Source organism: Actinomadura sp. NPDC000600 (genome assembly GCF_040492135.1).
Lineage (GTDB): Bacteria > Actinomycetota > Actinomycetes > Streptosporangiales > Streptosporangiaceae > Spirillospora.
In genome coordinates, this window is sequence record NZ_JBEUPD010000013.1 from 167,795 (window position 1) to 188,413 (window position 20,619).

Genomic DNA, 20,619 nt, shown 5'->3' on the forward strand with positions numbered 1-20,619 from the left:
GGCGACCCCTCCGGCCGATCCCCCCGAGACCGGGCCCTCCGGCCCGCCTCCAGGAGGCAATGGTGCCCAGGAAACGCTGGACCGCGGCGACCGCGCTGGCGGCCACCGGAACACTCCTCACAGTCGGCCTCGCGGTCCCCGGACGAGCCGAACCGCCGCCTCCCCGCCCGAAGGCGCCCGGGGAGCACGCCGAACTCCCCGACAAGGACGCGCGGCCCGGGCGCCTCGCCCCGACGGGCCGCCAGGTGGACGCGGCCCGCGGCGTGACCGTGCGGTGGAACAGGCTCGGCACCCCCGCCTCGGTGACCGGCGCGGGACCGCTGGCCGGCGGCCTGCCCGGCGACCCGGAGAAGGCCGCCCGCGCGTACCTGGCCGGCCACCGGGACCTGTTCGGCCTCGACGCCGCCGCCGTCGGCGCGCTGGAGAAGGTCGCCGTCAACCCGATCGGTGAGGGCGCGGCCGTGCTGCTGCGCCAGCGGTTCGGCGGCCTGCCCGCCGGCTACGACGGGCTGGTGGCGGTCGGCGTGTCCGGCGGCGAGGTCGTCTCGGTCACCTCGACCCTGTCCCGGGACGGCGCCGCCCCGGCGCCCGCCACGCTCTCCCAGAAGGACGCGGTGGCCGCGGCCGGGCGGGACGCGGGCATCAGGGCGTCGGCCGGCGACCCGCGCAAGGCGCGGCTCGTCGCGGTGCCCACCGCCGAGGGCGTCCGCAGCGCCTACCAGGTCACCCTCATCGACGGCTCCGGCGCCGAGCCGAAGGCCGTCACCTCCTACGTCGACGCCCGGACCGGCTCGGTGCTCGTGCGGGAGAACCTCGTCGACCACGACAGCGACAACCCGCGCTGGGCGGTGTTCCCGGCGACCCCGTCCGGCGACTACTCGTCCCGCGACACCAGGCAGACCTGGTGCTTCGCCCCCGCGGCGGGGTGCGCCCCCGTCGGGGGCGACCCCTCCAGCGGACGTCCCTGGGACGTCGACCCCGCGACCGGCGCGTCCAGCACGACCAGCGTCGGCAACTCGGCGAGGACGTACGAGAACCGCGCGAGCAGTGATCCCTTCACGGTCGGGACCCGCACCAGCGCTCCCAGGCCCGACCGGAACTACACCTATCCGTGGACCAACCAGTGGCACACGAGCAAGTGCGACCCCGCGACGCTGGACAGCCCGCAGGAAGCGGACCTGGAAGCGGCCATCTCGAACCTGTTCGTCCAGCACAACCGCATGCACGACTGGTCCTACCGGCTCGGCTTCACCGAGTCGGCCTGGAACATGCAGGCCGACAACGGTGAGCGCGGCGGGCGGGGCGGCGACCCCGAGCAGGGCAACGCGCAGGCCGGGGCGCGGTTCCCGACCGTCCGCGACAACGCCAACCAGATCACGCCGCCGGACGGGACCCCCGCGATCACCAACATGTACCTGTGGCAGCCGGTCGCGGGCTCGTTCTACCCGCCCTGCACCGACGGCGACTTCGACATGAGCGTCATCGGGCACGAGTACACCCACGCCATCTCCGGGCGCATGATCGCCGGGCCGGACGCCGGGTGGAGCGGGCCGCAGGCGGGCGCGATGAACGAGAGCACCTCCGACCTGTTCGCCATGGAGTACCTCAACGAGTACGGGCTGCGCCAGCCCGGCGAGACGCCGTACGTCGTCGGCGGGTACGTCACCGGCGACCGGCGTGCCGGGATCCGCAACTACGACATGAGCCGGAGCCCGCTGAACTACGCCGACCTCGGCTACGACCTGGTCGGCACCCAGGTCCACGCCGACGGCGAGATCTGGACCGCGACCCAGTTCGACCTGCGCCAGGCGTTCGTCCGCCGGTACGGCGCCGGGAGCGACGCGCTCCAGCGCAAGTGCGCCGACGGGGCCGTGCCGGTCGCGAAGTGCCCCGGCAACCGGCGGTGGGCGCAGGTGTCGTTCGACGCGCTGCTGCTCATGGCCGGCGGCGCCGTCAGCTACGTCGACCACCGCAACGCCCTGCTGGCCGCCGACACCATGCGCTTCGGCGGCAAGGACCACGAGATGATGTGGAAGGTCTTCGCCGAGCACGGCCTCGGCAAGGACGCCGCCAGCAACGGCCCCGCCGACGCCGACGCGACGCCGAGCTTCGCCTCGCCCCTGTCGCGCAACGCCCAGGTGCGGCTCACGCCGCTCGGGGACGCCAAGGGAGGCAAGGTCCGCCTGTACGTGGGCGACTACGAGGCCCGCGCGGTCCCCGTCGCCGACACCGACCCGGCGACCCCGCTCGGCGACACCGTCGCGCTCACCCCGGGCCGGTACTCCTTCGTCGCGGTGGGCGCGGGCTTCGGGCACCGCAGGTTCACCGCCTCGATCGGCGCGTCCCAGCGGACCCTGCCGGTCGTGATGTCCCGCAACGAGGCCGCGGGCGCCAACGGCGCGACGGCGACCGGCGACGGCGCGTCCCAGGCCGCGCTGCTGGACGAGACGGAGGCGACCAACTGGCAGTCGGTGACGGCCCCCGTCGCCGGGCGCCAGGTCACCGTCGACCTCGCCGGCGACCGTCCGGTCAGGGTCGGCCGGGTGCAGGTCAGCGCGATGCTGCGGCCGTCGGTGGCGGACGACCCGGAGGGCGCGGGCGGCACGCAGAACCGGTTCACGGCGCTGCGCGCCTTCCGGCTGCTGGCCTGCGACGCCTCCAAGGCCGACTGCGCTCAGGCGGCCTCGTACCGCACCGTCTACACCAGCCCGTCCGACGCCTTCCCGGCCGACCGGCCGCGGCCCACGGCACCCGACCTGATCATGCGCTCGTTCGACCTGCGGGACGTCACCGCGACGCACCTGCGGTTCGAGGTGGTCTCCAGCCAGTGCACCGGCGCGCCGACCTACGCGGGTGAGCAGGACAACGACCCGCGCTCCGGCACCGACTGCGCCACCGCGAGCCCGAGGGCGGGGATCGTCCGGGCCGCCGAGCTCCAGGCGTTCGCCCGGTAGGCGGACCGGCCAGGCGGGGGGCGGAGGACATCCGCCCCCCGCTTCGCCCTGCCCGGCGGGTGTGCCTCACCGCCCAGGCCAGCCGGTGTTGTCACCGGGTAACACCCCCGGATACCGTGCTGTCCATGACGAGTACGGCGGGCCGGCCGGGGCCCGGATCACGGCGTGATCCCGGCCGCCGCCGCGCCCTGCTGGAGGCCGCCGACCGGGTCATCCAGCGGGAGGGGCCCGAGGCGTCCATGGCCGCGATCGCCGCGGAGGCCGGGATCAGCAAGCCGATCCTGTACCGCCACTTCGGCGACAAGAGCGGCCTCTACCAGGCGCTGGCCGAGCGGCACACGCGCAAGCTGATCGAGGGGATCCGGGACGAGTTCTCCCGCGGCGACCCGATCCGCGACCGCACCCGCTCCACCATCGACACCTACCTGGCGACGATCTCCAAGAACCTCAACCTCTACCGGTTCCTCATGCACCGGGCGAGCGCCGAGGACACGGCCACGCACAGCGCGATGAGCACCATGATCCGGGACGTGAGCCGGGAGCTGGCCGAGGTGATGATCGCCGAGGGCGAGATGGCGGACCGCACCCGCGCCTACGTGTGGGGGCACGCGATCGTCGGCATGGTGCAGACGGCCGGCGACTGGTGGCTCGACCACTCCGACGACGTGCCGCGCGAGGCCGTCGTGGACGGCCTCGTCGACCTCGTCCTCGGCGGGCTGCCCGCCGCCGCGTCCGAGGCCCGCGGCCCCCAGTTGTCCGACGACCCACGATTCCCGAGGTGACCGTGCAGACCGACGTGCAGACCCAGGCGCAGAGCGAGGCGCGGCCCGAGCCCGACGTGCGGACCGAGCGGCGCCCCTGGGGGCGCTTCGAGCGCTTCACGCTCAACGAGCCGTCCACCGTGAAAATCATCCACGTGGAGCCGGGGCAGCGGCTCAGCCTGCAGCGGCACCGGGACCGCGACGAGCTGTGGGTCGCGCTCGACCCCGGCGCGGTGTTCGAGGTGGCCGGGCGCCGCATCCTGCCGGAGGTGGGGGAGCGGGTGCTGATCCGCGCCGGGGACACCCACCGGCTCGGCTCGGACGGCCCGGCCGTGCGCGTCATGGAGATCGCCTTCGGCCGGTTCGACGAGGACGACATCGAGCGCCTCGAGGACGCCTACGGCCGCGCATGATCCGTCCCGGCCCGCCCGTCCGGCTCCGACCCTTCCCGGGGCGGGGCCGTGGTCCCGGCGCCGTCGGCGAAATGGCAGGCGACCGCCTGGGGCGGCCCGCCCCGCGGGACGAGCGCCGGCGTCTCCCGCTCGCAGACGTCGGCCGCCATGTAGCAGCGGGTGCGGAACCGGCACCCGCTCGGCGGCTCGGCCGGGGACGGCACCTCCCCGCGCAGCACGATCTCCCCGGCGCCGTCGTCCGGCCGGTCGCGGACGGACGGCGCCGCCGACAGCAGCGCCCGCGTGTAGGGGTGCTGCGGGTCGCCGAACACCTCGGCGGCCGGGCCCTGCTCCACGACCGTCCCGAGGTACATGACGGCGACGTCGTGGGCGATGTGCCGGACCACGTCCAGGTCGTGGGAGATGAACAGGTACGCCACGCCCAGTTCGGCCTGCAGGTCGGCCATCAGGTTGAGGATCTGCGCGCGGACCGACACGTCCAGCGCGGACACGGCCTCGTCGCACACCAGGAGCTTCGGCCGCAGCGCCAGGGCGCGGGCGATCGCCACCCGCTGGCACTGGCCGCCCGACAGCTGGTGCAGGTGGCGCGGCCCGTGCTCGGGGCTGAGCCCGACGAGGGCGAGCAGCCGCGCGACCTCGGCGTCCTCCCGGTCGCGCGGCACGATCCCGGGATGGACGCGCCAGCCCTCGGCGATCACGGCGGCGACGGTCATCCGCGGGTTCAGCGAGGTGTAGGGGTCCTGGAACACCATCTGCAGGTCGCGGCTCATCCTGCGGCGCCGCCGGGCGGGCACCGACGCCAGGTCCGCGCCCGCGAACTCGATCGACCCGGCGAACGCGGGGCGCAGCCCGACCACGGCCCGCGCCAGCGTCGACTTCCCGCAGCCGGACTCGCCGACGACCCCGAGCGTCCGTCCCGCCCGGACGGCCAGGTCGATCCCGGCGACGACGGGCACCCGCCGCCGCCCGAACCCGTGACGGCCGGTGCGCTCGTACCCCGCCTCCAGGCCGCTGACCTTGAGCACGACCTCGGTGTCCTGGGCGGTGGCCGTCATCGGGGCTCCTCGCTGGGCCGGGAGGCGACGACCTCCGCGGAGTGGTGGCAGGCGACGGCGCGGTCGCCGTCCTCGGTGAGCGGCGGGTCGTCGGTGCGGCACCTCTCGGTCGCGAACGGGCAGCGCGGGTGGAAGGCGCAGCCGCCGGGCCGGTGCCGCGGGTCCGGCGGGACGCCCTCGATCGGCTTGAGGCGCCCGCCCGAGCCGGCGTCCGGCACGGCCTCCAGCAGCCCGAGCGTGTACGGGTGGGCGGGACGCGTGTAGACGGCGTCCAGCGGGCCGCGCTCCACGATCCGCCCGGCGTACATGACCGCGACGTCCTGCGCGACCCGCGCCACGACGCCGAGGTCGTGCGAGACCAGCAGCGTCGCGAGGTCGGCCTCCCGCTGCCGCCGCGCGAGCAGCCGCAGGATCTGCGCCTGCACGGTGACGTCGAGCGCGGTGGTCGGCTCGTCGGCGAGCAGGACCGACGGGCCGAGCGCCAGCGCCATCGCGATCACCGCGCGCTGCCGCATGCCGCCGGAGAACTCGTGCGGGTGGTCGCCGTAGCGGCCCTCGGCGTCGGCGATCCCGACCTCGCGCATGAGCGCGACCGCCCGCTCCCGGGCCTCCCGCCGGCCGAGGCCGAGGTGCCGCCGGAAGGGCTCGGCGATCTGGGCGCCGACGGCGAAGCCGGGGTTCAGCGCCGCCATCGGATCCTGGAAGACCATCGCGACGCGGCTGCCGCGCGTCTCGCGCCAGCGCCGGGCGGAGAACCCGGCCGTGTCCTCGCCGTCCAGGACGACGGCGCCGGACGTGACCTCCGCGCCGGGCGGGAGCAGCCCGATGAGCGCGAGCGACGTCAGGCTCTTGCCGCTGCCCGACTCGCCGACCAGGGCGAGGACGCGGCCGCGCCGCAGCCGCAGGCCGACGCCCCGCACGACCGGGGTGACCTGCCGCCCGGAGCGGAAGCCGATGTGGACGTCGCGCAGCTCCGCGGCCACCTCCCCGGCGGCCGGAGCGTGCGCGTGATCGACGGCTGGAACGGTCATGTGCGCCTCCATGGGATGTGCGCCATCAGAGCTGGGAGCGCGGGTCGGTGAGGTCGCGGAAGGCGTCGCCGACGAGGCCGACGCCGGTCACGACGGCGGCCAGCGCGAGCGCCGGCATCGTGGAGATCCACCACGCCGAGCCGAGGTAGTCGCGGCCCGCCGAGACGGTCGCGCCCCACGACGCCTGGTCAGGCGGGATGCCGAGGCCGAGGAAGCTCAGCGACGCCTCCGCCACCATGACCAGGCCGATCTGCACGGTCGCCGCGACCAGCAGCGGCTGCCAGCACGACGGCAGCACGTGCCGGAACAGGATCCGCGCGTGCCCCGCGCCGAGGACCCGCGCCGAGTCGACGAACTCCAGGTCCCGCGTCGCGAGCGCGGACGCCCGCACCACCCGGGCGAAGATCACCCAGCGGGTCACCGCCAGCGTGATCACGATGTTGGTGACGCTCGGGCCGAGGACCCCGGCGATGAGGATGGCGAGCAGGATCGACGGGAACGCCAGCTGCACGTCCCCGAACCGGGACAGGACGGCGTCGGTCCAGCCGCCGAAGTAGCCGGACACCAGGCCCGCCACCAGGCCCACCGCGCCGCCGATGAGCACGGTGGCGGCGCCGACCAGCAGCGACACGCGGCTGCCGGCGAGCAGCGTCGTCAGCAGGTCCCGCCCGACCTGGTCGGTGCCGAGCCAGGCGACCGACCCGTCCCCGAGCCGGGACCCCGGCGCCAGCAGCCGGTGCGGCAGGTCCGTCGCGACCGGGTCGTAGGGCATCAGCATCGGCCCGAACACGGCCGCCAGGACGAACAGCCCGACGATCCCGAGGCCCGCCCACGCCCGCGCGGGCAGCCTCCTCCGCCGCCGGACCGCGGGGACCGGGATCGCGGCGGGAGCGATGGCACTCATGCGTCCTCCTTGTGGGGGACGATCCCCCACGCCCCCTGGTTCGCTGCGCTCATGCGTTCTCCGGGGTGAGTCGTGGATCAAGAGCGACGCACAGGACGTCCACGAGGAGGTTCAGCGCGATGTAGGAAACCGTGATCGTGACGATCGCGGCCTCGACGACGGCGTAGTCGCGGTTGGTGATCGCGTCCACCATGAGCGAGCCGATGCCAGGCCAGGAGAACACGACCTCGATGATGACCGCGTTGGCGATGAAGTTGCCCATCAGCAGCCCGAGGACGGTGACGACGGGCAGCGCGATGTTGCGCGCCACGTGCACGTACATCACGGCGCCCTCGCCGGTGCCCTTGGCGCGGGCGGTGCGGACGTAGTCCTTGCCGCTCTCCTCCAGCGCGCCGTTGCGGACGAGCCGGGCCAGCCACCCGACGAACGGGAGCGCCAGCGTCACCGAGGGCAGGATCACCGCCTCCGGGCCGCCGCCCGCCGTGCTCGGCAGCCAGTTCAGCTGCCGGGCGAACAGCAGGATCAGCACGATGCCGAGCCAGAAGGACGGCACCGCCTGCCCGACCAGCGAGCCCGTGGAGACCAGCAGGTCGAGGATCCGGCCGGGCCGCCGCGCGCACAGCATGCCGAGCGGGTAGCCGGCGGCGAGGGTGATGACCAGCGCGAGCGCGGCGAGCGCCAGGGTGGCGGGGAACCGGTCGAGGACGGCGCCCATCGCGCCGCCGCCGAGCCGCCACGAGTCGCCGAAGTCGCCGCGCAGGATCTCGCCCATGTGCGCGAGGTACTGCCGCCAGAGCGGGTCGTCCAGCCCGAAGTCGGCGCGGACGGAGGCGAGCTGGGCGGGACCGGCGTCCGGCCCCAGGATCAGCGTCGCGGGGTCGCCGGGGACGACGCGGACGACGAGGAACACGACCGTGATGGCGCCCCACGCCACGATGAGGGCCTGCCCGGCGCGCCTCAGCAGGAACCGTCCCATCAGCCGCCTCCGTTCGCGGGCCGCGACGAGTCGCGGACGACCAGTTCCGCGGGCAGCAGGGTCTGCCGCGGCGAGCCCGCGGCGGACTCGCCCGACATCCGTTCGAGGAGCCGGTCCACCGCGGTGGCGCCGACGTCCGCGGCCGGCAGCCGGACGGTGGTGAGCGGCGGGGCGAGGTAGGCGGCGAACGGGTGGTCGCCGTGCCCGGCGACGCGGACGTCGCCGGGGATGCTCAGCCCGTGCTCGGTGAACGCCCGGTACACCCCGAGCGCGAAGTAGTCGTTGCCGGCCAGGACGGCGGCGCCCGGCTCGATGCGGGCGGCGAGGTCCCGCCCGATCTCGTAGGAGTCGACCGGGTCCCACGGCTGGGAACTGCTCTCGCGGCGCCGGGTCGGCACCTTCACCATGTGGTCGTCGCGGACCGCGATGCCGTGCTCGTCCAGCACGGCCCGGAACCCCCGGACGCGTTCCGCCACGGGAGAGATGTCCAGGTCCTCCTCGACCAGGTACAGGTCGCGGGCGCCCCCGGCCACGAGGTGCTCGGTGGCCCGCCGGGCGCTGTCGTAGTAGTCGACGCCGACGAGGTCGGTGTCGAGCCCCGGCAGGTCGCGGTTGAGCAGGACGACGGGCGTCCCCGACTTGCGGAGCCGGTCCCAGTGGTCGATGCCGTGCTGGACGGGCACGGCGAGGACGCCGTCCACGCCCCAGCGCATCAGCTCGTCGACGACGCGGCGCTCGTTGCCGACGCTGTCCTCGGTGACCATCAGCATCAGCGAGTAGCCGCGGACCCGGCCGCGCTCCTCGATCGAGCTGATCAGGCGCGTGTAGAAGGGGTTGGACGGGTTGGTGATGACCAGCCCGAGGGTCATCGCGTTGCCCTGCACCAGGGACCGCGCCATCGTGTTCGGCACGTACCCGAGGCGCTCGGCCTCGGCCCGGACCCGCTCGCGGGTCTCGGGGCTGACCGCGTCCTTGCCGGCGAGGGCGCGGGACACGGTGTTGACCGACAGGTCGAGAGCGGCGGCGATGTCCCGCAGGGTGGCCCTGCGGCGGGGTGTCATGGGGTCCTCCTGACCGTGGACAGGTCCGGCTGGTTGTTCGCGGCCGGGGTGAAGCCGGTGAGCCCGGTCCGCACCCCGTAGGCGGTGGTGAGCGCGGCGGGGAAGATCCCGACCGCGTCGTTCCAGATCGTCTCGCAGGCCCGCCCGTACAGCTCCTCGCGCCGCTCCGGGTCGGCGGCCTGGCCCGCCTCGGCGAGCACCGCGTCCAGCCCGGGGTTCTTGTAGCCCATCCGGTCGGCCTTGGAGGTGTACAGCCGGCCGAGGGTGAACGCGGCGTCGCCGGTCGTCACGGTGTTGGTCTGCAGCTCCATGTCCCAGTCGAGGGAGTTGAGGCGCTGGAGCCACTGGGCCTTCTCGATGCTCTGCGGCCTGACCTCCACCCCGATCCGCGCCCACGCCGAGATCATCGACTGGGCCAGCTCCCGGGCGAGGGGGCCGGTGGCGTCGAACCACATCATCGTGGTCTCGAAGCCGCCGGCCAGCCCGGCGTCGCGCAGCGCCGCGCGGGCCGCGCCCGGATCGTGCCGGTACGGCGGCTGCTCGGCGTACCCGAAGACGGTCGAGGGGATCGGCGCGCGCATCCGCTCCGCGCCCGCGCCGAACAGCCTCCCGACGATCTCCTCCATGTCCAGCGCCTGCCACATCGCCCGCCGGACCCGCGGGTCGGTGAAGGGCTTGCGCCCGCAGTTGAACCACGTGAGGTAGTAGGTCCAGCTCGGCACCGTCTCCACCCCGACCCCGCGCCGCCCCCGCACCTCGCCGAGCTGGTCGGACGGGACGGGCCACAGCAGGTCGACGTCCCCGTTGCGCAGCGCCGTGATCGCGCTGGAGGTCTCGGCGATGAACGGCATCGAGATGCCGGGCGTCCCGGCCCGGCCGCCCCAGTACCCGTCGAACCGGGCCAGCTCCACGCTGGTCGACGGGGTGAACCCCGTGACGCGGAACGGCCCCGAGCCCACCGGGCGGCGCTTCTGGGCGGGGTCGGCCACGCGGCCGGCCGGCACGACGAACAGCAGCGTCAGGTTCACCGGCAGGGTGCCCATCGGGCCGTCCGTCACGAACACGACCCGGTGGTCGCCGTCGGCCCGCGCGGACTTCACCGTGGCCCACAGCGCCGACTGCGCCGACTTCACGGCCTTGGTGCGCTCCACGCAGGCGACGACGTCCCGCGCGGTCAGCGCGCCGCCGTCGTGGAAGCGGACGCCGGGCCGCAGGTCGAACACCCACGTCGTGTCGTCGGTCCGCCGCCACGACGTCGCGAGGCCCGGCGCGAGCCGCCCGCCCTCGTACCGGACGAGCGTGTCGAAGACCAGCCGTTTGACGATCAGCGACGCCTCGTCGACCGCCGTCCCCGCGTTGTAGGGGTCGAGGTCGGTGACCGGCTGCCCGAACGCGGCGCGCAGCGAGCCGTCCGGCGCGGCCGCAGCCCCCGGCGCCGCGCAGCCGCCGAGGGCCACGGCGGAGGCGGCGAGGCCGGTCAGGGCGAGGAACTCGCGCCTGCGCACGTCCATGACGGCTCCTCTCAGCTCTTCAGCGCGAGGTAGATCATGACCTTCGCCGACGCCTCGCCGCCGGCGTCGCCCTCGACGGCGCCCTTCAGCCGCAGCCAGCCGCCGAAGCCGGACGACTCCCAGGTGACGAGGTCGCCGGCCACCTCCCGCTCGGGCTCCAGGTCGCACCAGTGCAGGCCGTCGGGGGAGACCTGCGTGGTGACCCGCATCAGCGCGCCGGTCCCGGTCCGCTCCAGCGTCCGGACGAACCAGCGGGCCTCCGCGGCCCACGCCGCCTCGTACGGCTCGGTCGTGAAGGCGCCCGCGAGGGTGCGGTTGCGTTCCAGGACCGCCGTGAACGACTCGCGCATGCTCAGGGGGCTCCTCACCAGTCGACCGAGATCAGGACGGAGTCCAGGTACAGGAAGTTGCGCACGTCGGTGTGCGTCCTGACCGAGACGTAGAAGTTCAGAAGGTTCCGCAGGGAGCCGTACTCCTCCTCGTACGGCGGCACCGGCACGTCGCGCATGTCGTAGACGGTGTCGTTGACCTGCAGCTCGATGTTCGAGCGCGTGCCGGTGTCGATGAGCCAGCGCACGTAGTGCCAGTTCACCTTGGTCGGCACCTCGTTGTAGCAGAGCTCCTGCGGGCCGCCGAACGGCTTCCAGTGGTCCGGGTCCGGGGCGGTGAAGTCCGCGGTCGGCGGCAGCTTGATCTTGCCTTCGAAGTGCTCGCGCGGGGTCGGCTCGGGCACCGTCGGGTACACCCACTCGCGCCGCAGCCGGTTCTCCAGGTCGGTGTTGAGGTACCGGGCGACGCAGTGGTAGCGGACGCCGTCGCAGATGTCGGTCGCGATGGTGAACGCGCCGAACTGCTGCTCGGACGGGTGCAGGTTCGCGTCCCACTCCCCGGCGCCCGCCTTGTGCGCCGCCTGGTTCTCCTCCGACGCCGCCTCGGTCTTGAACGTCAGGTACGCCTCGAACTGCACGCGCCCCCGCCCGGCCATCGTGAGCCGCCGGATCGCGACGCCGGTGTGCCCGGCCAGCGGGCGCGTCGCGACCTTCAGCGCGTACGTCCCGGACATCGCGCCGTGCGTGCCGACGTCGAAGAAGTTGCAGGAGCTGAGCTGCGGCGGCCGGAAGTCGCGCATGTGGTCGTCGACGGTGTCAAGGTTTCCGTGCCCGTCGTAGTTGCCGAGCAGCTCGATCCAGCCGTGCGTGCCGGAGTTGAAGTCGTCGTGGACGAGGATCCGGTCCAGCGGGTTGAAGCGCGACAGGGCGGGGTCGGCCCGGCGCAGGTGGTCGGCCAGGGACCGCTCGCTCGCGGGGACGGTCATCGGGTGGGCTCCTGAATCCGCACGGTGGCGTGCACCATGTTGTGGTCGGACCGCAGCAGGTCGCGGGGCTCGCCGGCCTGGGCGGTGGTCTGCGGGACGAGCGTCCACTGCAGGACGCGCGCGCCGTTCCGGACGAAGATGTGGTCGATCTTGTCCGCGGACCTCGGCAGCGGGATCTTCCCGCCGTTGAACGAGGCGTACTCGGCGCCGGTGCGGCGGTTCGCGGGCGCGGCCTCGAACGAGTCGGCGTAGCCGGCGTCGGAGAACGCGTCGTAGGCGCTGTGGCCGTCCTCCTTCGAGGCGGAGTTCATGTCCCCGGCGAACACGATCGGCAGCCGCCGGGTGTGGGCGTTGTCCCGGGTGAGGTACTCGGCCGTCCGGCGCGCGTCGAGGTAGCGGACCTCGTCCCAGTTCTTGGTCCAGCCGTTGGGGTCGGTGGCGCCGTTCTTGCGGTACTCCAGGTGCATGTCGACGACCACGAACCGCAACCCGGTGCGCAGGTCGCGCAGGGTGTTCCAGGTCATCGTCTTGCCGTAGATCTCGGTGGAGTCCGGCAGCCACAGCAGGTCGTGGGGGAGCGGCCGGCCGCGCTCGTCCAGGTGGGAGAACCGGCGGGCGTCGTAGTAGGTGAAGCGCCCGGCGCCGGACTTCAGCGGGTAGCCCTCCTGCGGGTGCCTGGTGCCCGCGTAGTCGGCGGGCGCCTCGGCGTAGCCGCGGGCGCGCATCGCCTCCGTCAGCGGCGCGCGGAACGACTCCACGTCCACGCCGGGCTGCGTCGGGGTGGCGTTGTTGCCGATCTCCTGGGTGACGACGACCCCGGCGCGTGCCCGGACGATGTCGTCGGCGACCCGCGCGGCGCGCCCGTCGGCCCAGGGCTCGAGCTTGGTGGCGCAGTCGCGGCCGATGGTGTCGACGCAGGCCTGCTTGGTCGGCAGGCACCCGTGCCCGCAGGTGTTGTAGGTCGCGATCCGCAGGTCGAGCTTGCGGTGCGCGCGGGGGCCCTCGGCCGCGTGCGCGCTCGCGGCGGGGACGAGGAGGGCCGCGGCGGCGAGGGCGGCGGTCAGGGCGGCGAGTGGCGGGGCGGGGGGACGGGCGGGGGGACGCGGGGTCCGCATGCGAGGGGCCCTTCCATTGTCGGGGGCGTCACATTAACGTTAACGTGATCGTTCACACACCATGATTGTTCACCCCTCCAGCTGTCAAGAGCCGAAACGAAGACGACCCGGCCGTCCGCGTGAGCGGACGACCGGGCCGTCGCCGTGCCCGGCCCGTGGCCGGGCGGGATCAGGTGCTGGAGCTGAGCTCCAGGTCCTTGACCCTCGGGTCGCCCTCGTCGGCGAGGTAGTCCGCCGCGCGCGTGGCGTCCTCGCCGTCCGCGAGCTTGGCCGCCCGGCAGACCAGGGTGCCGGCGACCGCGACCACCACGTTGACGGCGAGCGCCAGCATGCCGGTGTAGATCGTCGTCTTGGTGTCCAGGCCGAGGTCGCTCAGCGGGTAGGCCGAACCGCCGAAGTGCTCCTTGCCCTTCACCGGGTTCGGGATCTGGTACAGCATCCACAGGCCCGCCGCCATGCCGGCGGCCCAGCCGGCGATGAGGGCGCCGCGATGGAACCAGCGGGTGAGCAGGCCGAGCCCGACGGCCGGGAGGGTCTGCAGGATGATGACGCCGCCGATGAGCTGCAGGTCGATGGAGAACTCGGGGTCGAGCGCGAGGATGCACAGGACCGCGCCCGCCTTGACGATCAGCGAGACCAGCTTGCTGACCGTGGCCTCCTGCTTCGCGGTGGCGTCCCGCTTGATGTACTCCTTGTAGATGTTGCGGGTGAACAGGTTCGCCGCCGCGATCGACATGATCGCGGCCGGGACCAGCGCGCCGATGCCGACGGCGGCGAACGCCACGCCGGCGAACCAGTCGGGGAACATGTGGTCGAACAGCAGCGGGACCACGGTGTTGGTGTCGGGCTTGCCGCCCGTGCTGACCGGCTTCACGCCCGCGGCGATGGCCATGTAGCCGAGCAGCGCGATCAGGCCCAGCACGAAGCTGTAGGCGGGCAGCGCCGCCATGTTGCGCTTGATCACGTTGCGGTTCTTGCTGGCCAGCACGCCGGTGATGCTGTGCGGGTAGAGGAACAGCGCCATCGCCGAGCCGAGCGCCAGCATCGCGTAGTTGAGCTGGCCGCTTCCGGCGATGGTGATGCCGTCGCCGGGCGCGGGCGTCTTGTCGAACTTGGCCTTGGCGGCGTCGAAGATGTCGCCCCAGCCGCCGAGCTTGGCCGGGATGTACAGCACCGCGACGATGATGACCAGGTAGATCAGCACGTCCTTGACGAAGGCGATCAGCGCGGGCGCGCGCAGCCCGGACTGGTAGGTGTAGGCGGCCAGGATCACGAACGCGATGATGATCGGCCAGTGCCCGTTCACGCCCATCGCCTTCAGCACCGCCTCGATGCCGACCAGCTGCAGCGCGATGTAGGGCATCGTGGCGACGATGCCGGTGATCGCGACGACGAGCGCCAGTGTCGGGGAGCCGAACCGGGCCCGGACGAAGTCGGCCGGCGTCACGAAGCCGTGCACGTGCGAGACCGACCAGAGCTTGATCAGGACCAGGAACACCAGCGGGTACACCACGATCGTGTACGGGACGGCGAAGAAGCCGGCCGCGCCCGCGCCGAACACCAGGGCCGGGACGGCCACGAACGTGTAGGCGGTGTAGAGGTCGCCGCCGATCAGGAACCAGGTGATCCAGCTGCCGAAGCTGCGGCCGCCCAGGCCCCACTCGTCCAGGCTGTGCATGGAGTCGGGCCGCCGCCACCGGGCGGCGACGAAGCCCATCCCGCTGACCAGCAGGAACAGGACCGCGAATACGATGATCTCGGTGAGGTGGTCGCGTGCCATCGGCTCAGCCCCGCTTCTTCGTCATCTGGTACACGAGGACGGTGCAGGCGACGCCCAGCGGGATGAAGGCCAGCTGGATCCAGTAGAAGGCGGGAAAGCCCGCGAGGCGGGGCTTGTCGCTGTTGTAGAGCAGGGTGAGCAGCGGGATCGCCACGGGGATGATCAGCAGCCAGTTCCACGGACTCCGATCGGTGCGGTCGGAGCCCGGCGGCGGGGGCTGGGTCGGAGTCGGTTCCCGGGAGTCGTCGGGAGTCATGGGGGTCCTCCTCGTCTTGCCCGCGCACGGCCCGCCCGGATCGCGAGGCGGCACCGTGCCGGGGGTGCGGCCGGGCGAGCCTACACACCCGCTGGTCACAGCCTGATATCGGCTTCGGCACGAGTTCGATGGATCGTTCCAGCTCAGGAAGGGCCAGGTAGGAGCCGGTCTCCGCGTGCGAGCAGACCCTCGCGCATGCGTCCGTGGTAACCTCGCCGCATGCGAACCCCAGCCTCCCGGTGGTGGTGGCGCCGCTGAGGCGGTGCCGGTTCGCGCATGTTCCAGACCAGGCGACCGCCCTCACCCGGCGGTCGTTTCGCGTTTTCGCCGCCCGGTGGGGGCCCGACATGAGGGGCCACCGCGGTGGAGACCGTCTCACGACAGCCGCTGACCAGCGAGTTCGTCACGGCCGGGGGAGTACGGGTGAGCCGTACGGCGACCCCGGTCGACTCCGAGCGCAAGTCCGATGTGCTGAACGCCCTCGTCGCCGCCGTGGGGGAGCGGCGCGGCGGCGTGCTCAGCTCCGGCATGGAGTACCCGGGCCGCTACAGCCGCTGGCACATGGCCTACGCCGACCCCTGCCTGGAGATCGTCGCACGCGGCCGGACGGTCGCCGTCCGGCCGCTGAACGGGCGCGGCCGGGTCCTGCTGCCGGCCCTGGCGGGCGCGCTGCGCGCCGCCGGCGAGGTGCGGGCCGACGAGCCCGGGCTGTTCGAGCTCTTCGTCCCCGAGTCGGAGGAGTTCTTCGCCGAGGAGGAGCGCAGCCGACGGCCGACCGTCTTCAGCGCGCTGCGCGCCGTCGTCGACCTGTTCCGCTGCGACGACCCCCACCTCGGCCTCTACGGGGCGTTCGGGTACGACCTGTCGCTGCAGTTCGAGCCGCTGCGGACCCGGCTGGAGCGACCTGACGACCAGCGCGACCTCGTCCTGCACCTGCCCGACGAGATGGTCGTCGTCGACCGCAAGCGCGAGACCTCGCACCGGATCTCCTACGAGTTCGAGGTGGGCGGGGCGGGCACCGCGGGGCTGCCGCGCGACACCGGGGCGACGCCGGTGCGGCGGCGCGGGGACCTCCCGCCGCAGCCCGTCCCCGGCGTGTACGCGCAGATGGTGCGCGACGCCAAGGAGAAGTTCGTCAGGGGCGACCTGTTCGAGGTCACGCCGGGCCACGCGATGTACGGGCGCTGCGACGCGCCCGCGGCGTTCTTCGAGCGGCTACGCGAGTCCAATCCGGCGCCGTACGAGTTCCTGTTCAACCTCGGCGAGGGCGAGTTCCTGGTCGGCGCGTCGCCGGAGATGTTCGTCCGGGTCAGCGGCGACCGCGTCGAGACGTGCCCGATCGCGGGGACCATCAGGCGCGGCGGCGACCCCCTGGAGGACGCCGAGCAGATCCGCACGATCCTGTCCTCGGCGAAGGACGAGTCCGAGCTGACCATGTGCACCGACGTGGACCGCAACGACAAGTCGCGGATCTGCGTGCCCGGCAGCGTGCGCGTCCTCGGCCGCCGGCAGATCGAGATCTACTCCCGCCTGATCCACACCGTCGACCACATCGAGGGGCGGCTGCGGCCGGGCTTCGACGCGCTCGACGCCTTCCTCACCCACATGTGGGCGGTGACGGTCACCGGGGCGCCCAAGGCGTGGGCGATGCAGTTCATCGAGGACCACGAGGACTCGCCCCGCCGCTGGTACGGCGGCGCGGTCGGCTTCGTCGGCTTCGACGGCTCGATGAACACCGGCCTCACGCTGCGGACCGCGCAGATCCGCGACGGCGTCGCCACCGTCCGGGCCGGGGCCACGCTGCTCTACGACTCCGACCCGGACGAGGAGGAGCGCGAGACGCACCTCAAGGCCAGCGCGCTGCTGAGCGCGCTCGCCGCCGCGCGGAAGGGGGCCGGGACCGCCGCGCCGCAGGAGGCCCCGCCCCCCGCGCAGCCGGGCGAGGGCCTCACGGTCCTGCTGGTCGACCACGAGGACTCGTTCGTCAACACCCTCGCCGACTACTTCCGGCAGCACGGCGCCTCCGTGGTGACCCTCCGGCACGGCTTCCCGGTGCGGATGCTGGACGAGTACGCGCCCGACCTGGTGGTGCTGTCGCCGGGGCCCGGGCGCCCGCAGGACTTCGGCACCCGCGCGCTGCTGGACGAGCTGGGCGCCCGGGGCCTGCCGGTCTTCGGCGTGTGCCTCGGGCTGCAGGCGATGGTCGAGCACGCGGGCGGCGAGCTGGCGCTGCTGCCGGAGCCGTCCCACGGCAAGCCGGGCCAGGTGAAGGTGACGGGCGGCGAGCTGTTCGAGGGGCTGCCGGACGACTTCACCGCCGCCCGCTACCACTCGCTGCACGCCACGCCCGACGGGGTGAAGGGGTTCCAGGTCACGGCGCTGACCGGGGACGTCGTCATGGCGATCGAGGACCCCGAGCGGCGGCGCTGGGCCGTCCAGTTCCATCCGGAGTCGATCCTCACCGCGGCCGGGGGCGCCGGGCACCGCATCGTCGCCAACGTCCTGCGCCTGTGCCGTCCCCAGGGCTGAGGACCTGGGACGGGGCCCACTAGTTCCGAAGCACTAGGAATCCTTGGCGGGAATTGGTCCTGAGGTTCCTGTCGCGGCCCCCGCCGCGACGGAAGACTTGTCCCCGGCCACACCGCGCCGCCTTCCGCGCCGCGGGTGATCGCCGTTATCCCGGCGTCGGGGGGAGGCCCGTCCTCCCCCCGACACCAAAACGGGTAATTCGGTCATCCACAACGAGATGGTGGTTTCTTGGCGTTCTCTGGGGGGACGCCGGGGGCCATGATGACAATCCTGTGGCTCATCGCGGTCATCCTGGTGATCGCCGGCATCTACGTGATCCTCGCGCGGCGCGACCTGCTGTGGGGGATCGTCCTCATCGTCGTCGGGCTGCTCGTCGGGCCCGGCGGGGTGAGCATCTTCACCTGACCGAAAACGCGGCCGACCGGGACGAAACCCTGACGTGACCTGTCAGGTTTCGGTGCCAGCATCGTCCCCATGAGCCGTGCACTGAAGGGAAAGACCGCACTGGTCGCGGGCGCCACGCGCGGGGCCGGACGGGGCATCGCCGTCCAGCTCGGCGCCGCGGGCGCGACCGTGTACGTGACGGGACGGTCCACCCGGACCCACCGGTCGGAGATGGACCGTCCCGAGACGATCGAGGAGACCGCCGAGCTGGTCACCGCCGCGGGCGGCGAGGGCGTCGCCGTCCAGGTCGACCACCTCGACCCGGCGCGGGTCGCCGCCCTCGTCCGCCGCATCGACGAGGAGCGCGGCCGGCTGGACGTCCTCGTCAACGACGTGTGGGGCGGCGACCGCCTCTTCCAGTTCGGCAAGCCGCTGTGGGAGCAGTCCCTGGAGGACGGCCTGCACATGCTCAGGCTGGCCGTCGACACCCACGCCATCACCAGCCACCACGCCCTGCCGCTGCTGATCCGCGAGCCCGGCGGGCTGGTCGTGGAGGTCACCGACGGGACCGCCGAGTACAACGCGGCCTACCGCAAGGAATGCGGCCTGTTCTACGACCTCGCCAAGAGCGCCGTCATCCGGATGGCGCTCGCCCAGTCGGTGGAGATCGCCCCGTACGGCGCGACGGCCGTCTCGCTGACGCCGGGATGGCTCCGCTCCGAGGCGATGCTCGACAACTACGGCGTCACCGAGGAGAACTGGCTCGACGCCACGAAGACGACCCCGCACTTCGCGATCTCCGAGACGCCGGCGTTCGTGGGACGCGCCGTCGCGGCCCTCGCCGCCGATCCCGACCGGGCCCGCTGGAACGGGGCGTCGCTGTCCAGCGGCGGCCTCGCCCAGGTCTACGGGTTCACCGACGTGGACGGCAGCCGCCCCGACGCCTGGCGCTACATCGTCGAGGTCCAGGGCGCGGGCCTTCCCGCCGACGTCACCGGCTACCGGTAGCGGCGGGGCCCGGCCGCCGGTTTGAGGGCGCGCTGACCGGTTATCGGCGTGGAGAGAGGCGAAAGGAGGAGCCATGCCGATGACGAACAAGAGCGGCGAGCCGCGCAAGGGTGAGCTTCCCGGCACGCTCCAGCGCTCTCCGAAGGAGGCCCAGGAGACCTTCGCCAAGGCCCACGACTCCGCCGTCGAGACCTACGGCGAGGGGGAGCGGGCGCACCGCACCGCCTACTCGGCGCTCAAGCACAAGTTCGAGAAGCGCGGCGACCGGTGGGTGCCGAAGGGGCGCAAGGGGCCGTCGGACCCGCGGGCGAAGAACCCCGACGCGCGCCGCGGCAAGGGCAGGAGCTTCGGCGGCGTGGACTACGAGGGCAGCAGCAAGCGGGAGCTGTACGAGCGCGCCGCCGACCTCGACGTCCAGGGCCGCTCGAAGATGACCAAGGCGGAGCTGGCGGAGGCGATCGCCCGCAAGCAGGACTAGCCGCCGCCGGCGGGGCCGCGTCCGCGGCGGCTAGTCCGCCGGCAGGTACAGCTCCGCGAGCCGGGCGGCGTTGTCGGCCATCCGCTCCCGCAGCTCCGGCGGCGCGAGCACCTCGACCTCCGCCCCGAGCCGCATCAGCTCGGACGCCGCGACGACCGTCGACTCGACCGGCAGCGTCGTCACCACCCATCCCCGCTCGTCGGGCTCGCCGGCGGCCGCGGCCGCCTCCTGGGCCGCGTGCGGCTGGACGGCGTACCGCAGGATCCGCATGCCGGCGGGGGACAGGCGCACCGTGGCCTCCTCGCGCAGCATCGACCGCACGAAGGCGGCGGCCTGCCCGCGCCAGTGCTCCGCGAGGTCGAAGTCCTCGTCGCGCTGGAAGAACTCCCCGGTGGGGCGGACGGCGGCGACGCGGTCCACCCGGTAGGTGCGGTGCGCGCCGCCGACCCGCGCGACCAGGTACCAGGTGCCGTTCTTGAGGACGAGCCCGTGCGGCTCGGCCGTCCGGACGACCTCGGAGCCCTTGCGGCGGTAGCGCAGCTCCACGGTCTCGTCGTCCCACACGGCGCGGGCGAGGTCGCGCAGCAGCGGCGGCGGCCCGCTCTCGCCGAACCAGCCCGGCGCGTCGAGGTGGAACCGCTGGTTCGCGCGGGCGGGCGCGTCCCGCAGCGCCCTCGGCAGCGCGGCGAGGACCTTCAGCTCGGCCGCCGCGAGCGCGTCGGCCCGCCCCATGTCCCCGGCCGGGCCGGGGAGCCCGGACAGGAACAGCGCCTCGGCCTCCTCGCGGGTGAGGCCGGTGAGCCGCGTCCGGTACCCGCCGAGCAGCCGGTACCCGCCGCCGCGGCCCTGGTCGGCGTAGACCGGCACCCCGGCCGCCGACAGCGCCTCCATGTCCCGGTACACGGTGCGCTCGGACACCTCGAGCTCGCGGGCCAGCTCGCCGGCCGTCATCGTCTCCCGCGACTGCAGCAGGAGCACGGCGGAGATCAGTCGGGCGGCGCGCACGGGACCATCCTGCCGAACGGAGGGGTTTCTGACAATTTCGTGGGAGGTTCGGCGGGTTCGCCTGTTCCGGCAGGTCGGATCGC

19 protein-coding genes are annotated in these 20,619 nt (G+C 73.4%); 7 read left to right on the forward strand and 12 right to left on the reverse strand.

The window, feature by feature from the left end; genetic code table 11:
- Nucleotides 1-59: 59 nt before the first annotated feature.
- The 3 genes from ABWI07_RS20660 (at nucleotide 60) to ABWI07_RS20670 (ending at nucleotide 4,128) form a co-directional block, all read left to right on the forward strand.
- Nucleotides 60-2,954 carry a M36 family metallopeptidase gene (locus ABWI07_RS20660; protein WP_353819509.1) on the forward strand — a complete coding sequence of 965 codons (2,895 nt, stop codon included), beginning with the start codon at nucleotides 60-62 and terminating at the stop codon, nucleotides 2,952-2,954.
- Nucleotides 2,955-3,079: 125 nt separating this feature from the next.
- Nucleotides 3,080-3,736 (forward strand): TetR family transcriptional regulator, encoded by a 657-nt coding sequence (locus ABWI07_RS20665; RefSeq protein ID WP_353819510.1) that lies wholly within the window; start codon nucleotides 3,080-3,082, stop codon nucleotides 3,734-3,736.
- Nucleotides 3,733-4,128 (forward strand): phosphomannose isomerase type II C-terminal cupin domain, encoded by a 396-nt coding sequence (locus tag ABWI07_RS20670; RefSeq protein WP_235036696.1) that lies wholly within the window; start codon nucleotides 3,733-3,735, stop codon nucleotides 4,126-4,128. Before ABWI07_RS20665 ends, ABWI07_RS20670 begins: the two co-directional genes overlap by 4 nt.
- Here ABWI07_RS20670 and ABWI07_RS20675 read toward each other — a convergent pair.
- From ABWI07_RS20675 to ABWI07_RS20725, 11 genes are all read right to left on the reverse strand, one after another.
- The gene (locus tag ABWI07_RS20675) at nucleotides 4,113-5,183 is read right to left on the reverse strand and encodes an ABC transporter ATP-binding protein (protein WP_353819511.1); all 1,071 of its coding nucleotides are present in this window, start codon (nucleotides 5,181-5,183) and stop codon (nucleotides 4,113-4,115) included. The genes ABWI07_RS20670 and ABWI07_RS20675 overlap by 16 nt on opposite strands.
- Nucleotides 5,180-6,214 carry an ABC transporter ATP-binding protein gene (locus tag ABWI07_RS20680; protein WP_353819512.1) on the reverse strand — a complete coding sequence of 345 codons (1,035 nt, stop codon included), beginning with the start codon at nucleotides 6,212-6,214 and terminating at the stop codon, nucleotides 5,180-5,182. Before ABWI07_RS20680 ends, ABWI07_RS20675 begins: the two co-directional genes overlap by 4 nt.
- A gap of 25 nt (nucleotides 6,215-6,239) precedes the next feature.
- Nucleotides 6,240-7,118 (reverse strand): ABC transporter permease, encoded by an 879-nt coding sequence (locus tag ABWI07_RS20685; protein WP_353819513.1) that lies wholly within the window; start codon nucleotides 7,116-7,118, stop codon nucleotides 6,240-6,242.
- Between the two features lie 49 nt (nucleotides 7,119-7,167).
- On the reverse strand, nucleotides 7,168-8,094 hold the full coding sequence (locus ABWI07_RS20690; protein ID WP_353819514.1) for an ABC transporter permease: 927 nt from the start codon (nucleotides 8,092-8,094) through the stop codon (nucleotides 7,168-7,170).
- The gene (locus tag ABWI07_RS20695) at nucleotides 8,094-9,155 is read right to left on the reverse strand and encodes a LacI family DNA-binding transcriptional regulator (protein ID WP_353819515.1); all 1,062 of its coding nucleotides are present in this window, start codon (nucleotides 9,153-9,155) and stop codon (nucleotides 8,094-8,096) included. The genes ABWI07_RS20690 and ABWI07_RS20695 overlap by 1 nt, the downstream gene beginning before the upstream one ends.
- Nucleotides 9,152-10,666, reverse strand: coding sequence for an ABC transporter substrate-binding protein (locus ABWI07_RS20700; protein ID WP_353819516.1), 1,515 nt, complete (start codon nucleotides 10,664-10,666; stop codon nucleotides 9,152-9,154). The genes ABWI07_RS20695 and ABWI07_RS20700 overlap by 4 nt, the downstream gene beginning before the upstream one ends.
- Before the next feature lie 11 nt (nucleotides 10,667-10,677).
- Entirely contained in the window at nucleotides 10,678-11,016 is a 339-nt protein-coding gene (locus ABWI07_RS20705) for a hypothetical protein (RefSeq protein WP_353819517.1), read from the reverse strand.
- 14 nt (nucleotides 11,017-11,030) lie between these two features.
- Entirely contained in the window at nucleotides 11,031-11,981 is a 951-nt protein-coding gene (locus tag ABWI07_RS20710) for a DUF6772 family protein (RefSeq protein ID WP_353819518.1), read from the reverse strand.
- Nucleotides 11,978-13,096 (reverse strand): exonuclease/endonuclease/phosphatase family protein, encoded by a 1,119-nt coding sequence (locus ABWI07_RS20715; protein ID WP_353819519.1) that lies wholly within the window; start codon nucleotides 13,094-13,096, stop codon nucleotides 11,978-11,980. Before ABWI07_RS20715 ends, ABWI07_RS20710 begins: the two co-directional genes overlap by 4 nt.
- Nucleotides 13,097-13,265: 169 nt before the next feature.
- Nucleotides 13,266-14,876, reverse strand: coding sequence for a monocarboxylate uptake permease MctP (gene mctP / locus ABWI07_RS20720; RefSeq protein ID WP_353819520.1), 1,611 nt, complete (start codon nucleotides 14,874-14,876; stop codon nucleotides 13,266-13,268).
- 4 nt (nucleotides 14,877-14,880) lie between these two features.
- Nucleotides 14,881-15,132, reverse strand: a complete 252-nt coding sequence (locus tag ABWI07_RS20725; RefSeq protein ID WP_149258649.1) for a DUF3311 domain-containing protein — start codon at nucleotides 15,130-15,132, stop codon at nucleotides 14,881-14,883.
- Nucleotides 15,133-15,495: 363 nt separating this feature from the next.
- Here ABWI07_RS20725 and ABWI07_RS20730 point away from each other — a divergent pair, with 363 nt between their 5' ends.
- The 4 genes from ABWI07_RS20730 (at nucleotide 15,496) to ABWI07_RS20745 (ending at nucleotide 19,531) form a co-directional block, all read left to right on the forward strand.
- On the forward strand, nucleotides 15,496-17,661 hold the full coding sequence (locus ABWI07_RS20730; RefSeq protein ID WP_353819521.1) for an anthranilate synthase component I: 2,166 nt from the start codon (nucleotides 15,496-15,498) through the stop codon (nucleotides 17,659-17,661).
- Between the two features lie 258 nt (nucleotides 17,662-17,919).
- On the forward strand, nucleotides 17,920-18,066 hold the full coding sequence (locus ABWI07_RS20735; protein WP_165959128.1) for a GPGG-motif small membrane protein: 147 nt from the start codon (nucleotides 17,920-17,922) through the stop codon (nucleotides 18,064-18,066).
- 69 nt (nucleotides 18,067-18,135) lie between these two features.
- Nucleotides 18,136-19,053 carry an SDR family oxidoreductase gene (locus tag ABWI07_RS20740; RefSeq protein WP_353819522.1) on the forward strand — a complete coding sequence of 306 codons (918 nt, stop codon included), beginning with the start codon at nucleotides 18,136-18,138 and terminating at the stop codon, nucleotides 19,051-19,053.
- Between the two features lie 73 nt (nucleotides 19,054-19,126).
- Entirely contained in the window at nucleotides 19,127-19,531 is a 405-nt protein-coding gene (locus tag ABWI07_RS20745; RefSeq protein ID WP_353819523.1) for a ChaB family protein, read from the forward strand.
- A gap of 30 nt (nucleotides 19,532-19,561) precedes the next feature.
- Here ABWI07_RS20745 and ABWI07_RS20750 read toward each other — a convergent pair whose 3' ends face one another.
- The gene (locus tag ABWI07_RS20750) at nucleotides 19,562-20,536 is read right to left on the reverse strand and encodes a helix-turn-helix transcriptional regulator (protein ID WP_353819524.1); all 975 of its coding nucleotides are present in this window, start codon (nucleotides 20,534-20,536) and stop codon (nucleotides 19,562-19,564) included.
- Between the last annotated feature and the right edge of the window lie 83 nt (nucleotides 20,537-20,619).

Bases quoted from the DNA above. Each gene is read 5' to 3' on its own strand.
- ABWI07_RS20660 (WP_353819509.1), top strand. From the start codon at position 60: ATGGTGCCCAGGAAACGCTGGACCGCGGCGACCGCGCTGGCGGCCACC.
- ABWI07_RS20665 (WP_353819510.1), top strand. From the start codon at position 3,080: ATGACGAGTACGGCGGGCCGGCCGGGGCCCGGATCACGGCGTGATCCC.
- ABWI07_RS20675 (WP_353819511.1), bottom strand. From the start codon at position 5,183: ATGACGGCCACCGCCCAGGACACCGAGGTCGTGCTCAAGGTCAGCGGC.
- ABWI07_RS20680 (WP_353819512.1), bottom strand. From the start codon at position 6,214: ATGACCGTTCCAGCCGTCGATCACGCGCACGCTCCGGCCGCCGGGGAG.
- ABWI07_RS20685 (WP_353819513.1), bottom strand. From the start codon at position 7,118: ATGAGTGCCATCGCTCCCGCCGCGATCCCGGTCCCCGCGGTCCGGCGG.
- ABWI07_RS20690 (WP_353819514.1), bottom strand. From the start codon at position 8,094: ATGGGACGGTTCCTGCTGAGGCGCGCCGGGCAGGCCCTCATCGTGGCG.
- ABWI07_RS20695 (WP_353819515.1), bottom strand. From the start codon at position 9,155: ATGACACCCCGCCGCAGGGCCACCCTGCGGGACATCGCCGCCGCTCTC.
- ABWI07_RS20700 (WP_353819516.1), bottom strand. From the start codon at position 10,666: ATGGACGTGCGCAGGCGCGAGTTCCTCGCCCTGACCGGCCTCGCCGCC.
- ABWI07_RS20705 (WP_353819517.1), bottom strand. From the start codon at position 11,016: ATGCGCGAGTCGTTCACGGCGGTCCTGGAACGCAACCGCACCCTCGCG.
- ABWI07_RS20710 (WP_353819518.1), bottom strand. From the start codon at position 11,981: ATGACCGTCCCCGCGAGCGAGCGGTCCCTGGCCGACCACCTGCGCCGG.
- ABWI07_RS20715 (WP_353819519.1), bottom strand. From the start codon at position 13,096: ATGCGGACCCCGCGTCCCCCCGCCCGTCCCCCCGCCCCGCCACTCGCC.
- mctP (WP_353819520.1), bottom strand. From the start codon at position 14,876: ATGGCACGCGACCACCTCACCGAGATCATCGTATTCGCGGTCCTGTTC.
- ABWI07_RS20725 (WP_149258649.1), bottom strand. From the start codon at position 15,132: ATGACTCCCGACGACTCCCGGGAACCGACTCCGACCCAGCCCCCGCCG.
- ABWI07_RS20735 (WP_165959128.1), top strand. From the start codon at position 17,920: ATGATGACAATCCTGTGGCTCATCGCGGTCATCCTGGTGATCGCCGGC.
- ABWI07_RS20740 (WP_353819522.1), top strand. From the start codon at position 18,136: ATGAGCCGTGCACTGAAGGGAAAGACCGCACTGGTCGCGGGCGCCACG.
- ABWI07_RS20745 (WP_353819523.1), top strand. From the start codon at position 19,127: ATGCCGATGACGAACAAGAGCGGCGAGCCGCGCAAGGGTGAGCTTCCC.